The sequence below is a fragment of the Aeromonas sp. 2692-1 genome, from assembly GCF_013085505.1.
GTDB classification, from domain to species: Bacteria; Pseudomonadota; Gammaproteobacteria; order Enterobacterales; family Aeromonadaceae; genus Aeromonas; species Aeromonas hydrophila.
Map to the genome: position 1 here is coordinate 3,555,919 of NZ_CP038513.1, position 14,511 is coordinate 3,570,429.

The 14,511-nt window shown below is 64.0% G+C and carries 10 protein-coding genes and 3 pseudogenes; 11 read left to right on the plus strand and 2 right to left on the minus strand.

Features of this window, described 5'->3' with window-relative positions; genetic code table 11:
• The first annotated feature begins 29 nt into the window (after nucleotides 1–29).
• The 10 genes and pseudogenes from E5E97_RS16705 to E5E97_RS16750 all read left to right on the plus strand — a co-directional run bounded on the left by E5E97_RS16705 (nucleotide 30) and on the right by E5E97_RS16750 (nucleotide 11,456).
• A pseudogene (locus tag E5E97_RS16705) lies at nucleotides 30–919 on the plus strand (DUF58 domain-containing protein).
• Nucleotides 904–1,500, plus strand: a complete 597-nt coding sequence (locus E5E97_RS16710) for a DUF4381 domain-containing protein (RefSeq protein WP_171280597.1) — start codon at nucleotides 904–906, stop codon at nucleotides 1,498–1,500. The pseudogene E5E97_RS16705 and the gene E5E97_RS16710 overlap by 16 nt, the downstream one beginning before the upstream one ends.
• On the plus strand, nucleotides 1,497–2,510 hold the full coding sequence (locus tag E5E97_RS16715) for a VWA domain-containing protein (RefSeq protein WP_171280598.1): 1,014 nt from the start codon (nucleotides 1,497–1,499) through the stop codon (nucleotides 2,508–2,510). Before E5E97_RS16710 ends, E5E97_RS16715 begins: the two co-directional genes overlap by 4 nt.
• Nucleotides 2,510–4,008: pseudogene (locus tag E5E97_RS16720) on the plus strand (tetratricopeptide repeat protein). Before E5E97_RS16715 ends, E5E97_RS16720 begins: the two are co-directional and overlap by 1 nt.
• A pseudogene (locus E5E97_RS16725) lies at nucleotides 4,005–5,524 on the plus strand (hypothetical protein). Before E5E97_RS16720 ends, E5E97_RS16725 begins: the two co-directional pseudogenes overlap by 4 nt.
• A 33-nt stretch (nucleotides 5,525–5,557) precedes the next feature.
• A complete protein-coding gene (locus E5E97_RS16730; RefSeq protein WP_017408325.1) occupies nucleotides 5,558–6,148 on the plus strand; it encodes a sigma-70 family RNA polymerase sigma factor in 591 nt (196 codons plus the stop codon).
• Nucleotides 6,141–6,884: a DUF3379 domain-containing protein gene (locus E5E97_RS16735; RefSeq protein WP_171280599.1), complete on the plus strand. Its 744-nt coding sequence runs from the start codon at nucleotides 6,141–6,143 to the stop codon at nucleotides 6,882–6,884. The genes E5E97_RS16730 and E5E97_RS16735 overlap by 8 nt, the downstream gene beginning before the upstream one ends.
• A 410-nt stretch (nucleotides 6,885–7,294) precedes the next feature.
• The gene (locus E5E97_RS16740) at nucleotides 7,295–8,593 is read left to right on the plus strand and encodes an outer membrane protein transport protein (protein ID WP_024945328.1); all 1,299 of its coding nucleotides are present in this window, start codon (nucleotides 7,295–7,297) and stop codon (nucleotides 8,591–8,593) included.
• Between the two features lie 253 nt (nucleotides 8,594–8,846).
• Nucleotides 8,847–10,103 carry an OmpP1/FadL family transporter gene (locus tag E5E97_RS16745; RefSeq protein ID WP_171280600.1) on the plus strand — a complete coding sequence of 419 codons (1,257 nt, stop codon included), beginning with the start codon at nucleotides 8,847–8,849 and terminating at the stop codon, nucleotides 10,101–10,103.
• Nucleotides 10,104–10,232: 129 nt separating this feature from the next.
• The gene (locus tag E5E97_RS16750) at nucleotides 10,233–11,456 is read left to right on the plus strand and encodes an EAL and HDOD domain-containing protein (RefSeq protein WP_024945326.1); all 1,224 of its coding nucleotides are present in this window, start codon (nucleotides 10,233–10,235) and stop codon (nucleotides 11,454–11,456) included.
• On the opposite strand, the gene E5E97_RS16755 is transcribed toward E5E97_RS16750, so the two are convergent.
• Nucleotides 11,453–12,616: an acetyl-CoA C-acyltransferase gene (locus E5E97_RS16755; RefSeq protein WP_171280601.1), complete on the minus strand. Its 1,164-nt coding sequence runs from the start codon at nucleotides 12,614–12,616 to the stop codon at nucleotides 11,453–11,455. The two genes, E5E97_RS16750 and E5E97_RS16755, sit on opposite strands and share 4 nt — an antisense overlap.
• Nucleotides 12,617–12,737: 121 nt before the next feature.
• Between E5E97_RS16755 and E5E97_RS16760 the strand changes: the two genes are divergently transcribed.
• Nucleotides 12,738–13,133, plus strand: a complete 396-nt coding sequence (locus E5E97_RS16760) for a MerR family DNA-binding transcriptional regulator (RefSeq protein WP_016350830.1) — start codon at nucleotides 12,738–12,740, stop codon at nucleotides 13,131–13,133.
• Between the two features lie 60 nt (nucleotides 13,134–13,193).
• Here E5E97_RS16760 and E5E97_RS16765 read toward each other — a convergent pair whose 3' ends face one another.
• Nucleotides 13,194–14,432: a dicarboxylate/amino acid:cation symporter gene (locus E5E97_RS16765; protein WP_011705999.1), complete on the minus strand. Its 1,239-nt coding sequence runs from the start codon at nucleotides 14,430–14,432 to the stop codon at nucleotides 13,194–13,196.
• Between the last annotated feature and the right edge of the window lie 79 nt (nucleotides 14,433–14,511).

Here is a 14,511-nt window from a genome sequence, read left to right on the forward strand (position 1 = left end):
CTCGTTTCCTCTGTGCGGGCCCTGCAGCCATGACGGACGCCGCCGATCCCCTCGCCCATCCCGATATCGCCCTGCCGCTCGCCAGACTGCTGGCGATCAGGCTGTGGGCCCGGCAGGGGCCGCGTTCGCGCATTCAACCGGTGGCGCAAGGGCGGCTTGGCCGCACGCCGGGGCTCACCTTTCGCGAGCTGCGCGCCTATCAGGCCGGCGACGAGGTGCGCCATATCGACTGGCGGGTGACCGCCCGCCTCGGTCGCCCCTATACCCGGCTCTACAGCGAAGAGCAGGATCAGGCCCACTGGCTGCTGCTCGATCTCTCCCCGGCCATGTACTTCGGCTCTTGCCACCAGCTCAAGGCGCGCCTGGGTTGCGAGCTGGCCGCTGCCCTGCTCTGGCAAGGGGAAAAGCAGGCCAACACCCTGATCTGCCACGGTGTGGAGCCGCATCTGCAACACCAGCGCGGCCCCCTGGTGCCCTTGCTGGAGGCCCTCTGCCACCACTATCGGCTGGGGTTGGCACGCACGCCGCCCCCCACGCCCTGGCCCATACCCTGGCCCGGCTCAACCTGCCCCACGGTGCCAGATTGACCCTGATCACCGATCACAGCCCTCTCGACGAGGCGCTCTGCCGCCAGTTGCAACTGCTCGGCCGGCGCCACGACCTGCATTGCTGGCAAATTCGGGATCCGCTGGAGGCAGCCCTGCCCGCCCAAGGCCGCCTGGCGGTGCGCGCCGGCCAGCAGAGTGGCTGGCTCGAGGCCGGCGAAGCGGGATTCGCCTGGCGCTATCAAGAGGCTGCCGAACAGCTGGCCCGCCAGAGCCATCAGCAACTGCTGCCGCTGGTGCAGCGCCTCTACCGGCTCGACAACGGCCAGCCGCTGCAACGCCAATGGCAGGAGGGGGCATGCCGCCAATTCTGAACTGGCTCGCCAGCGCCGTGCCGGGCAGCAGCGTCCCCACCTCGCCGCTGGCGGCCCAGCTGCGCGACATTCACCCCGGCCCGCCGCTACAGCTGGCCGCTGATCCCCGCCTGCTGGGCTGGTGGTGGCTGCTGATCGCATTGCTGGTCGGCGCCATGATCATCCTCGGCGTGCAAAGCCTGCTGCGTTATCGCCGCTGGCGGCGGCAGCTCGACTGGCAGGCCCCCAATCTGGTGCCCCAGCTGCAAGCCGTGTTGCGCGAGGCCGTGCTGCCCCGCTGGCCCGAGGCGGCCGTACTGCAAGGAGAGCCCTGGCTCGTCTTTCTTGATTCTCTGGGGCTCGATTCTCTGGGTCTCGATGCTCTGGGGGGCAGCCGCTTTCGCGAGCTGGCCCCGCACTGGTCTGCCTGGCTCTACGGTGGTCAGAGCCCGGATACGCAGCAGCGCCTGGCGCTGCGCCGGGCCTACCTCGCCTGGGGACGTCACTGCATCTGCCCGCCATCCTGGTTGCTGGACCTGCGCACTCGCAGGCGGCGGGGGCGAACCCGCCTGAGCGACGTGCACGCCGGGAGAGAGTCATGACCCTCGCCTGGCCCTGGTTTGCCCTGGCGCTGGTGCTGCCGCTGCTGGTGCGCTTTGGTCTGCCGCCCCGCCCCAGCGGCGCACATGACCCAGGCGTATTGACCCATGCCGGCTTTCCCCTGCTGCGCCCCCATGCCGGCCAGCCCCTGTGGCGGATGGCGCTGTGCTGGTGCGCCCTGGTGCTGGCGCTCTGCCGCCCCCAGTGGCAGGAGCCGCCTCAGGTGAGCTACCAGAGCAGCCGGGATCTCATCCTGGCGGTGGATCTTTCCGACAGCATGCGCACCCAGGACATGCTGGATGAAGGGGAGCAAAAAGACCGGCTCAGCGCGGTGCGCCAGCAGATAGACAGGCTCATCGCCGCCCGCCTCGGCGATCGCATCGCCCTCATCGTGTTCGCCGATCACGCCTACCTGCTCTCACCCCTGACCCAGGAGACCAACGCCCTGCTCGGTCTCACCCGCGAGCTCGATTTCGAGCTGGTGGGACGCACCACCGCCCTCGGTGAGGCCATCCTGCTTGCGCGCCAGCACAAGGCCCCCGATCGCTCCACCGCCCTGTTGCTGGTCACCGACGGGCGCAACACCGCCGGCAGCGCTGACCCCCTGCGCGAGGCCAAGCAGGCCGCAGCAGCAGGCATTCGCCTCTATACCCTGGGGGTGGGCGCCGATCCGGATACCTTTGCCGAGGCGATGACCCCCGCGCAGGTCCCGGCCCAGAGCGACCCCAGTGCCGAGCTCGACGAATCCCTCTTGCAGCAGCTGGCCGAGGTGGGCCATGGCCGTTACTTTCGGGCACGCACCCAGGGGGATCTCGAGGCCATCAATCAGGCGCTGGATACCCTGGAGCCCGTCGCCACCGCGCAGACCCGCTATCGCCCCAACCAGGAGCTCTACCCCTGGCCGCTGGCGCTGGCCTGGTTGCTGCTGAGCTGGCCCGCCCGATTGCGCTGGCCGCGGCGACTGACCCGCAAAGCCGCACTGCCTGACAACCCATCCCGAGGCGCCCCATGATGGAGCTCACCCTGCTACGCCCGCTCTGGTTGCTGGCCCTGCTGCCCTGGCTGTGGCAAGGATGGCGCCGTCGTCGCCAGACCCCGCTGCTGGCCCCCGCCATGCAGGCTTATCTGCTGCCTGGGCAACGGCGCCATTTTCCCTGGCTCTGGCTGGCCTGCCTGCCGCTGATCCTGGCCTTGAGCGGCCCGGCCCTGCGCCAGCAGAGCCAGAGCATTCCGAGCCCGGCCCTCGACATCTGGCTGCTGGATCTCTCCCGCTCCATGCTGGCCACCGATCTGCTGCCAGACCGGGCCACCCGGGTGCGGGTGTTGCTGCAGGATCTATTGGCTGACAGAGCGCAGCAGGAAGCGGCCCATCCCATCGCCCTCATCCTGTTTGCCGGGGATGCCTACCTCGCCATGCCGCCGACCCGGGATCACCAGGCCCTCGCCCTGCTGCTGCCCGACCTGCGCCCGGCCATCATGCCAAGGCAAGGCAGCGCGCCCGAGCGTGCGGTGGCGCTGGCGCTCAAGCAGATCCCCGCCGGCCAGCAGGCCCGCCTGCTGCTGATCACCGATGACCTGACCGCCCGTCAGGCCGAGCGGATCAAAGCGGTGTGGCCCTGCCAGGGCAGCCTCTTTTGCCACGCACAGGTGCAAGCGCGCCTCGACGTCTTGCTGGCCAATAGCGGCCAGGCCAGTCGCCTGCCCGCCGCCATGGGCGGTGGCTTCGGTCGCGCCCTGCCGGCCCCCGACGTGGCCACCCTGCAACAGTTGGCCGGCGATCTCGGCGGTCAACTGCAGTGGCTGCAACAGGGGGCACCACGCTTTGCCCCCCTGCCCATGAGCCAGGCCACAGGTACACACCAGGCCATGGATCTCGGCCCCTGGCTGCTGCTGCCCCTGCTGCCGCTGGCGCTGCTGGCCCGTATCGGCACCCTCTGGCTGGTACTGGTGGGGGCGCTGCTGTCCCCCCCCCCTCCCTGCAGGCCAGCCCGGCGCCAACGGCCCTCCCGCCCGCAGCCCATGACTATCAGGCCTGGCAGGCCTTCTTGCAAAAGCGCTATCAGGAAGCCGCCCGCACCTTTGCGGATCCCGTCTGGCAGGGCAATGCCTGGTATCGGGCTGGCGACTACGCCAAGGCGGCCGCCGCCTATGGCCGGGCCAGCACGGCCACTGCCCACTACAACCGGGGCAATGCCCTGGTGCAACTCGGTCAGCTGGCGGCCGCCGAGCAGGCCTATCTGGCGGCGCTGGCGCTGGAGCCGGGCCATCAGGATGCGCGCTACAACCTGACTTTGCTGCGCGCCCAACCGCCCGAGGCAACCCCACAGGCGCAGGATCCCAAGCCCATCGATGCCCCCGAGCAGGCCGCCACCCCGGATGCTCCCCTGCCTCCGTCGCCCCCCGTCCTGCTGCTGGAGCAGCGGCTGCGCAAGGAAGATCAGCGCAGACGCCAGCAGGAGAGCGATCGCGGCCTCGCCCCTGGCAACCTGAAAGGAGAGGATCCCTGGTGAACCGCCTCTTCGCTCGTTGCCATGCCCTGTGCCTGTTGCTGCTCTGGCTGATGACGGCGCAGGTTTTTGCCGCCCCGCCCCGGGCCGAGCTGCTGCCGGGGGCCGATCACCGCGACTGGTTGCTGATCATCGAAGCGGACGGGGAGCGCCAGAGCAATGAGCTTGCCATCACCCCCCTGCTGCGTCAGTTCGCGGTGGGCAAGGTGACCATGAGCCGGGTCAGCACCCCACAGCAGAGTCTGACCCGCTGGCAGATCCCCCTGCACCTGCTGGATACCAGCCCGCAGCAGGTGCCAGCCCTGCCACTGGGGGCGCAGCAGACTCCGTCCATCCCCTTTCCGCCACGCAGCGAAGCCGGCAACCTGGCGCCAGCACCTGCCATCTCTCCCATCGAACTGCAGGCCCGGGTGCTGCAACAGGGGCCGCTCTACCCCGGCCAGCCCTTTGTCTATCAGCTCAGCCTCTGGTTGCCGGCCAACATGGAGGCCCCCAACCTCACAGAGCCGGCCAGCGATGCCTTCACCATTCGCCGCCTCGGCAACGATCAGTGGCAGCCACCGGCGAGCCCCGGTTTGCCCGGCCGCCTGACCCGCAGCTGGCTGCTGCAAGCCAAGGAAGCGGGGCGCCATCCACTGGAGTCCCCCCGCTTTCAGGGGCGTTTGCCACAAGATGACGGCGGCAGTGACCCGCTCTCGGCCCGGGCGGCCACCCTGTTCGTGCAGATCGACGAGCCCCCGCTGCAACCGGTGGCGAGCCAGCTCACCCTGAGCCAGCGGCTGGATCCGCCTACGGCGGCCAGAGCGGGTGAGCCGGTGATCCGCACCCTGACCCTCACCCTGGAGGGGGGGATGGCAGCCGCCTCAATCTGGCACGCCTGCTCGGCTCATCCGGCCTGCCCGCCGGCATCAGGGCCAGGCCGGATGGGGAGCAGCAGCAGGAGCGCTATCTCGCCAAGGGGACGCTGCGCTTCGAGCGCGAGTGGCGCCAGGCCTTGACCGTGGACGAACCCGGTGACTATCTGCTGCCCGCCATCGAGCTGGCCTGGTTCAACACCCAGCGCGGGCGCATCGAACATGCTCGGCTGCCCGCCACTCCCCTGCACATTGCCGCAAGCACGCAGTCGCCGCCGGCGCAGGATGGGCCGAACGACGAGAGCCTGCTGTGGGTCATCTGGGCTCTGCTGCTGCGCGCCTGCTGGCGCCACGGGCCGCGCTGGCACGCCTTCTATCGCCTGCAACAGGCGCTGTGTCGGGCCGATGCCGAGCAGATCCGGGCCCGCTTGCTGGCGTGGGCCAGCCTGCGCGGGTTACTGCCCCATCCCCGCCTCGATACCCTGCCCTGTCGTCGCGATCCCGCCCTTGTACCCCACTTTGCCGCCCTGGAGCGCGCCTGCTTCGCTACCGTATCCCCTGCTAAGAACCACCCGCCAACCTGGGCGGACTTTGCCAGCGCCCTATGCGGCCACGAAACTTTTGCGATAGCCTATGGCCTCAGGCAACTGGCCAGGATCGGTTGATCCTGGCCTTCATTCAAATAAGGAAGCCCAGCGATGGCTTTAGGTTTTTTCAGAAAAAAAGGTGCCACGGTCGGAAAGGATCCCACGACCTCCCCGGTCTATGGAGGCATGGCAGACAAACAAACCAAATACGAAGCGTTGGTACATGCCCTGCACGGGGACATCTACCGCTACGCCTACTGGCTGTGTCGGGATCCGCAAGTGGCGGAAGATCTGGTGCAGGAGACCTTTCTGCGCGCCTGGAAGAGCATCGACTCCCTGCTCGACGACAAGGCCGCCAAGGCCTGGCTCATCACCATACTGCGGCGGGAAAATGCACGCCGGTTCGAGCGCAAGCAGTTTGACCTCGTCGATCTCGACGAGCATCCCCAGAGCGATCAGGAGGCACTGCACAGCGAGCAGGAGATGGAGAACGAGTGGCTCAGACGCCACATCGCCCGTCTGCCGGCCGAATATCAGGAACCCCTGCTGCTGCAGGTGCTGGGGGGCTTTAGCGGCGACGAGATAGCGGCGCAGCTGGGGCTCAACAAGAACACCGTCATGACTCGCCTGTTTCGGGCCCGCAATCAGATAAAAGAGGCCATGGAGTCAACGACCCAACAGAGAGGACACACCAATGGATGAGCTGGAATTTCGCCGTCGGGCCATAGCCCATCCACATGAGCAGGATCCAGCGTTTCTCGAGCAGGCCCAGCGCTCCCCTGCCAATCGCAAGCATCTGGACGAGATGAAGCAGCTCGATCGCAGCCTGCAGCGAGCGATGGAGGTCGAGGTGCCGGCCGGGCTGGCCGAGCGCATCCTGCTCAGACAGGCGCTGGAAGCCGATCAGCCGCAGGTGGTTCCCCTGCCGGTGCGCCCGAGCAGCAACTGGCGTGCGCTGGCGATGGCAGCCTCGGTCGCCTTTCTGCTCGGCATGAGCACCCGCTGGCTGAGCTGGCCACTGGCCGCTCCCGACGAGCTTTCGCTGGCCCAGGTCGCCATGGCCCACGTCTATGGCGAAGAGCCCTTCATCAAGGATGTGGACGAGCAGGTGAGCCTGCGCACCATCAACGCCAAGATGGAGAAATATGGCGCCACCTTGATGGGCATGCAGGGGCTGAAGATCACCTATGTCAACCACTGCTCCTTCTATCAGGGGCCGGCGCTGCACATGGTATTGCAGGGCAAGATGGGCCCGGTCACCCTGTTCCTGGTGCCCAAGCATGTGCCACTCACCCTGCAGCCCACCTTTGAAGATGGCCAGCTCAAAGGCGAGATCCTGCAACTCAAGGGGGCCAACATGGTGCTGATCGGTGAGATGGAGGAGCCGCTGGCGCCGGTGGCAGAGCAGCTGGAATCCCGGCTGCACTGGTCGATTTAACAGGCATTAACCCAATCTTGACTCGCCTCGTAGCGGGTCAAGCCAACGGGCAGACCAATCAGGTTGGCTGCCCGTTTATCTCCTTTCCCGTCACGATTCTCCCCTATTCGCCGCTCATTCCCCGCAAATACCCAAAAATATTTTTGTGATGCAGATCGCTGCATGTGGGTGTTTTTTATCCAATTAATGGTAAAAGAGACTATTTAAGCGGCGAATTCAAACAAATGATTAACACTCTGGAAACTTTTATGTATTCTGCTGTCACTGGTCTGATTTCTTACCTCCTACCAGATCCATAGAATCACGCCAGAATTGAATGGGAAGAAGCTGAAATAACAACAGATCTTGTCACATACAGAGGCAAAATAGCCCTGATGCCGACGGAAAATCTGCCTACAAGAGAGAACACTATGACAACTGCCTTTTTCAAAAAGAGCCTGATCGCTGCCGCCGTCACCCTGGCCAGTACCCAAACCTTCGCCGCCGCGTTCCAATTGAACGAACACTCAGCCTCCGGCCTGGGTCGTGCGTATGCAGGGGAAGCCGCCGTGGCGGACAACGCCTCCGTGTTGTCCCGCAACCCGGCAGCCATGACCCAGTTTGACAAGATGGCGTTCTCTGTCTCCGGTACCTATATCAAGCCGGACGTGGATGTAAATGGTGACATCTATGCAGGCTCCGCCAAAATGGCCGGTGCCAGCGAAAGCGGCATCGCCCCGAGCGCCTTCGTGCCTGCCACCTACTTCATCCAGCCGCTGAACGACCAGTGGGCCTGGGGTATCGGCTTGTTCTCCAACTACGGTCTGTCGACCGAATACACCGAGAACTTCAACGGTGGCTCCATTGCCGGCAACACCGAACTGCTCACCTTCAACATCAACCCGAACATCGCCTACCGCGTCAATCAGCACTTCAGCGTCGGCGCCGGTCTGAACCTGGTCTATGCCAAGGCTGAACTGAACCGCCGCGCCGGCGTACTGGCCGCCGTGCCGCCGCTGAGCAGCGTGCCGGGTATCGGCAAGGACACCATCGTCAGCCACCTGAAGGGTGATGACTGGGGTTACGGCTGGAACGTGGGCACCATGTATGAAGTGAACGAGAACAACCGCTTCGCGCTGACCTATCGCTCCCAGGTAGACCTGAAGTTCAAAGGTGACTATCAGGGCACCTCTTCCGGCTTCAAGACCGTTGGTGGCGAACTGCCGCTGGATCTGCCGGCCCAGGCCGAGTTCGCCGGTTACCACCGTCTGAACCAGCAGTTTGCCGTGCACTACTCCGTCAACTGGACCGACTGGAGCGCCTTCCAGGAGCTCAAAGCTACCAGCGGTCAGTGCAACAGCACCGACGGTGCCGGCGTCTGCCTCTACAAGCCTGAGAAGTTCAAGGACTCCACCCGTTACTCTCTGGGCGGTACCTGGTACGTCAACCCGTCCTGGGAAGCCCGTATCGGCTTTGCCTACGACAACACCCCGATCGAGCCGGAATACCGCAGCCTGAGCATCCCGGATTCCGACCGCGTATGGTATAGCGCTGGCGCCACCTACCACATCGACAAGGACATGAGCGTCGACTTCGGCATGGCCTATCTGGACGGCAAGAAAGTGGACGTCAACGAGAAGCTGGTCGAAAGCAACGAAGCGCTGCGCTGGAAAGGCACCTCCCACGGCAACGCCTTCCTCGCTTCCGCTCAGTTCAACATGAAGTTCTGATAATCAGCGAATTGACCAGAGCGCCTGCGGGCGCTCTTTTTTTATTCCAAATTCATGTTTCAGCGTACATCTGTAGCAAACAACTGTGCGCTTTTCTTTTTTTATCAAGCTATTAGCAGCACATCCCCCAGCATTTAATCCCGTTTTCATCCCCTCGCCCCCGCGCCCGTTGCCTTACTGGTCATACCATATAAAATCCTGCCTCCAACCATAAAAACGATCGAACTTCAGGTTCATTTTCAAGGACAATGCAATGCACTCCATCATGAAGCCGTCTCTCATCGCCCTGCTGGTGCTGTCGAGCCAGGCCCAGGCGGCAGGTTTTCAGCTGGCCGAACAATCCGCCACCGGCATGGGCCGCGCCTTCGCCGGCGAAGCCGCCATCGCCGACAATGCCAGCGTGCTCTCCCGCAACGCCGCCGCCATGACCCGTTTCGATACCATGGCCTTCTCCGGTGGCTTCATCTATGTGCACCCCGACGTCAACATCGAGGGTACCACCCGTGTGCCGACCCCCAAGGGGCCGGTCAGCCTGGATGCGGCGGCCCACGACATCGCCGATGATGCCTGGGTGCCCAACGCCTACCTCATAGTGCCGCTCAACGACCAGTGGCGCCTGGGGCTGGCTGCCACCTCCTATTACGGGCTCGGCGTCAAGATGCCGGACAACTACAATGCCGGTCACTTCGGCAATGTCTCCGACATCAAGACCGTGGATCTGGGGGCGTCGCTGGCCTATCGCGTCAACCGCGTCTGGTCCTTCGGCGCCGGCCTCTCCGCCATTCAGGGCGAAGGGGAAGTGGGCGGCACCTTCCCGTCCAACAACCAGATCGCCAAGCACCTGAAAGGGGATGGCTGGGCCATGGGCTGGAACCTGGGCACCCTGCTGGAGCTGTCGGAGGCGACCCGCATCGGCCTCTCCTACCGCCACGACGTCACCCTGAAACTCTCCGGCGACGCCATCGGCATCGATCAGAACGGGCAGCCCTTCACCGATACCGGCAGCCTGGATCTGCCGCTGCCCGCCACCGCCGAGCTGGCCCTGTTCCATCAGCTGACGCCGGCGCTGGCGCTGCATTCGAGCATCAACTGGACCAACTGGAGCAAGTTCGTACAGCTGGAATCCGAGCTCGATCACCACGGTGTCATGCACATCAAGGACGAGCACTGGGAAGACAGCTGGCGCTACGCGCTGGGCCTGACCTACCAGCTGGCACCGCAATGGCAGCTGCGCTCCGGTCTTGCCTATGACCGCAGCCCGGTCCCGGCGGATCGCCGCACCATCTCCATCCCCGACTCGGATCGGGTCTGGTACAGCGCCGGGGTGGGTTATCAGATCGATCGCAACCTCTCGCTGGATCTGGGCGTGACGCTCATCGACGGCAAGAAGGTGGACGTGAGCGAGACCATGCAGCTCAAACCCGGCATCCCGCAGACCACCTCCACCTTCCAGGGCACCTCGGAAGGGGACGCCTGGCTGGCCGGTCTGCAGCTCAATTACCTGTTCTGAAGCGGGCGGGCATCCCCTGCCCGCCTATTCAAGCACTATGCCAGTTATTGACCGTTTATGGCCTCCAAGCGCTGGCATAGTGCGCGGCTTCACAATAAAATCAATCCAGTACACACGCTGGAGAGATGCATGTATTCATACGTAGCAAGGCAGCCCATCCTGGATCGGGAGTTGAATACCCACGCCTATGAGCTGCTGTTTCGCGACAGTCTGGATAACGTGTTCCCCCCCATCTCCTCCCAGCAAGCCACCGCCAGACTGGTGGTCGAACAGTTCCTGCAACAGAACATCGATCAGCTGCTCGGCGGCCGTCCCTGCTTCATCAACTTCCCTCATTCGCTGCTGCTGGAAGGGCTGGCCGAGTGTCTGCCGCCGGAGAAGGTGGTGATCGAGATCCTGGAAGATGCCGATCCCGACGATGCGCTGCTGGCCAAGGTGAAACAGCTGCACGGGCTGGGCTATCAGCTCGCCCTCGACGACTTCACCCTGTCGCCGGACTGGGAGCGCTTCCTCCCCTACATCCACATCATCAAGTTCGATCTGCGCGCCACGTCGCTGCTGCAGATCAAGGTGTTCATCCAGCAGCATCAGCAGCTCAAGCTCACCTATCTGGCGGAGAAGGTAGAAGACAAGGCGGAGTTTGAACGGGTCAAGCGCCTCGGTATCGACCTGTTCCAGGGCTTCTTCTTCAGCCGGCCCGAGATGGTCAAGCAGGCGACCATGGAGCCGGCCCAGGTGGTGGTGATGCAATTGCTCAACGTGGTCAACCAGCCTGAGCCCGACCTCAACCGCATCGAGCAGCTGCTGAGTCAGGACATCTCCCTGTCCCTCAAGCTGCTGCGTTACGTCAATCACCTCAAGAGCCACGCCAATCCCATCTCCTCCTTTCGCCAGGCCGCCGTCTATCTCGGCCACACCCAGCTCAAACGCTTCGTGACCCTGGTCGCCGCCACCAGCGCCGGCCACGGCAAGAGTGCCGAGCTCTATCAGATGTCGATGATCCGGGCCCGCTTCTGCGAGCTGCTGGCCCACACCCATGCACCAACCCAGGAAGCCCAGCAGGCCTTCATCACCGGCCTCTTCTCCCTGCTCGATGTATTGATGGAACAGCCGATGGACAAGCTGCTCGGCACCATTCCACTGATCGAGGAGATCCGGGTCGCCCTGCTGGAACGCAAGGGCAACCTGGGGTTCTATCTGTCGTTTTGCGAAGATTACGAGAGTGCGAACTGGCAGCGGATCACGGCCAGAACGGCCCGGCTCGGGCTCAATGAAGAGAAGGTCAGTCAGCTCTATCTGACCGCCACCGCCTGGGTCAACCAGCAACTCCAGGCGATGGCGGAGACAGATTAACCCAGCTCGATGGCGACCGCCGTCGCCTCCCCACCCCCGATGCACAGACTGGCTACCCCGCGCTTGAGACCGCGTTCGCGCAGGGCATGGATCAGGGTCACCAGGATCCTGGCGCCACTCGCCCCCAGCGGATGACCGAGCGCGCAGGCGCCGCCGTTCACGTTGACCTTGTCATGGGGCAGCTGGCAACCGGCCATCGCCAGCAGGCTGACCATGGCAAACGCCTCGTTGACCTCGAACAAATCCACTTCCTCCACCCGCCAACCCACCTTGGCCAGCAGGCCCTTGATAGCTCCTATCGGTGCGCTGGTAAACTCGGCGGGCAGGGCCGCGTGGCTCTGATAACCCACCAGTCGCGCCAGCACCGGCAGCCCTAGCTGCGCGGCAGTTTCACCCCGCATCAGGATCAGCGCCGCCGCCCCGTCCGAGATGGAGCTGGCATTGGCCGCCGTGATGGTGCCCGTCTTGCTGAAAGCCGGCTTGAGCTGGGGGATCTTCTCGGGCCTGGCCTTGGCAGGTTGCTCATCCTCGGCCAGCAGCAGGGTATCTCCGACCATCACAGGCGCCAGCTCCGCCGCGAAGGCCCCGCTGCGCTGGGCCGCCAGCGCCCGCTCCAGCGATGCGATGGCAAAGGCATCCATGTCGGCACGGGTCAACCCGGCGCGATCGGCGCTCAGCTGGGCATAATGCCCCATCAGCTGGCCTTCGTAGGCATCCTGCAGTCCGTCGAGGAACATGTGATCGAGCACGCTCTGGTGCCCCATCCGAAAACCGCTGCGCGCCTTGTCGAGCAGATAAGGGGCGCGGCTCATGCTCTCCATCCCGCCGGCGATCACCACCTTGGTATCGCCGAGTCGCAAGCCATCGGCCGCCAGCATCACCGCCTTCATGCCGGAACCGCACACCTTGTTGACCGTAGTGCAGGGAATGCTGTCCGGCAGGCCCGCCTTCAGCACCGCCTGACGGGCGGGTGCCTGGCCGACCCCGGCACTCAGCACGTTGCCCAGATAGGCTTCATCGATCTGCTCCCCCCGGAGCCCCGCTTCTGCCATGGCCGCGGCAATGGCACAGGCGCCCAGTTCGGGTGCCGTCAGGTTGGCCAGGGCTCCCTGGAAGGCCCCCATGGGGGTACGTTTGGCCGCAACAATCACGATATCCATCAATTGCACTCTCCTTGTTACATTGGAATAACATATGCTGCCGCCGCTGCGGGAACAAGACTTGCGGGGCAGTTGACGTTTGGGTAAGGTGCCAGCCAGGATTGACAGCCAAGATAGCGCCATGAACCGAACCAAGGATGACACGCGGACCTACAGCATCAGCGAACTGGCCCGTGAATTTGATGTTACGACCCGAAGTATTCGTTTTTATGAAGATCAGGGACTTTTGAATCCTGCCCGTCAGGGACAGACCCGGATCTACAGTCGGCAGGATAGAGTGCGGCTCAAGCTGACCCTGCGCGGCAAGCGACTGGGCTTCAGCCTGGCGGATATCCGCGATCTGTTCGATCTCTACGATGCGGACAAGAGCAGCCGCACCCAGCTGCAGACCATGCTGGGGCTGGTGGCCGACAAACGGGAGACCCTGCAGCAGCAGCTCGAAGACATCAAGATGGTGCTGCTGGAGCTGGACGCCGCCGAGCAGCGCTGCCAGCAGGCACTCGCTCAGCTCGGCTGACGGTCACAACAACAAGCATAAAGAAAGGGGCCCGCGGGCCCCTTGTTCATTGCAGTTGGATTATTTGTTCCAGCGGTCCGGATCGTAATCCGGGCTGTAGCGGTCGACGATGACGGCGCAGGCCGCATCACCGGTGATGTTGAGAGCGGTACGGATCATGTCGAACAAACGATCCAGCGCAAACAACAACGGCAGCCCCTCGATGGGGATCCCGGCTGCCAGCAGCACGGCGACCACCAGGAAGCTCGGGCCCGGCACACCGGCCTGACCGATGGCCCCCAGGGTGGCGGTCACTATGATGGCGGCCCAGGCCCCCATAGAGAGATCGATCTGGTAGACCTGGGCGAAGAAGATGGCGACCAGACCGTAATAGATGGCGTTGCCGCTCATGTTGATGGTGGCGCCCAGCGGCAGCACGAAGGAGGCCGTGGCATTGGTTACCTTCAGCTCCTCCTCGCAGGTCTCCATGTTGACCGGCAGGGTCGCCATGGAAGAGGCGGTGGAGAAGGCGACGATCTGCGGCTTCTTCATGGCAGACAGATACTTGCGTACCGGCGTGTTGGAGAAGAGCACGATCAGCAGCGGATAGACCACGAAGGCGAAGATCAGGATGGCGGCCAGATAGACCACGAACAGCTTGAGCACCAGGGTCAGCACGTCGAAACCGTAGGTGCCGATGGCATCGGCCATCAGGCCGAACACGCCGAGCGGCGCGATCAGCATCACCTTGTTGATCATCCAGACGAAGGCATCCACCAGGGTGTTGAGGCCGTCCACCAGGGGTTTGGCCCGCTCGCGGGGTTGCTTGGCCAGGGCGATGCCGAGGAACATGCAGAACACCAGGATCTGCAGGATGTTGGCTTCGTTGAGTGACTGGAAGACGTTGGTCGGAATCATCCCGAGCAGGGTGGCGACCGCATCGGGCAGAGCGCCCTTGTCGGCATAGTCACCGGAGAACATGGAGGCCATGGAGCCGAACTCGACCCCGACACCGGGCTTGAAGATCTGGCCCATCACCAGGGCCAGCAGTACCGCCAGCGCCGAGGTACCGAGGAAGAAGGCCAGCGTGGTAACGCCAATCTTGCCCGCCGCCGGGCTGGCGCCGAGGTTGGCCGCCCCCGACAGGATGGCCACCGCCACCAGCGGGATCACCAGCATCTTGATCAGCTGGATGAAGAGAGTACCGAGCGGTGCAAACACGGTGGCTTGTTCACCCATGAACGCCCCCACCAGTGCCCCCAGCACCATGGCGACCACGACCTGGAAGCCAACGTTCTTAATGAGTCCTTTTGTTAACACAGAATGTTCCTTTAAGTAGCAAATATTCGCACTTTCCCAGTGCAATCAACCAAACAGGGGATGAACAGCTGTCCATTCC

Bases quoted from the DNA above. Each gene is read 5' to 3' on its own strand.
- E5E97_RS16710 (WP_171280597.1), top strand. From the start codon at position 904: ATGCCGCCAATTCTGAACTGGCTCGCCAGCGCCGTGCCGGGCAGCAGC.
- E5E97_RS16715 (WP_171280598.1), top strand. From the start codon at position 1,497: ATGACCCTCGCCTGGCCCTGGTTTGCCCTGGCGCTGGTGCTGCCGCTG.
- E5E97_RS16730 (WP_017408325.1), top strand. From the start codon at position 5,558: ATGGCTTTAGGTTTTTTCAGAAAAAAAGGTGCCACGGTCGGAAAGGAT.
- E5E97_RS16735 (WP_171280599.1), top strand. From the start codon at position 6,141: ATGGATGAGCTGGAATTTCGCCGTCGGGCCATAGCCCATCCACATGAG.
- E5E97_RS16740 (WP_024945328.1), top strand. From the start codon at position 7,295: ATGACAACTGCCTTTTTCAAAAAGAGCCTGATCGCTGCCGCCGTCACC.
- E5E97_RS16745 (WP_171280600.1), top strand. From the start codon at position 8,847: ATGCACTCCATCATGAAGCCGTCTCTCATCGCCCTGCTGGTGCTGTCG.
- E5E97_RS16750 (WP_024945326.1), top strand. From the start codon at position 10,233: ATGTATTCATACGTAGCAAGGCAGCCCATCCTGGATCGGGAGTTGAAT.
- E5E97_RS16755 (WP_171280601.1), bottom strand. From the start codon at position 12,616: ATGGATATCGTGATTGTTGCGGCCAAACGTACCCCCATGGGGGCCTTC.
- E5E97_RS16760 (WP_016350830.1), top strand. From the start codon at position 12,738: ATGAACCGAACCAAGGATGACACGCGGACCTACAGCATCAGCGAACTG.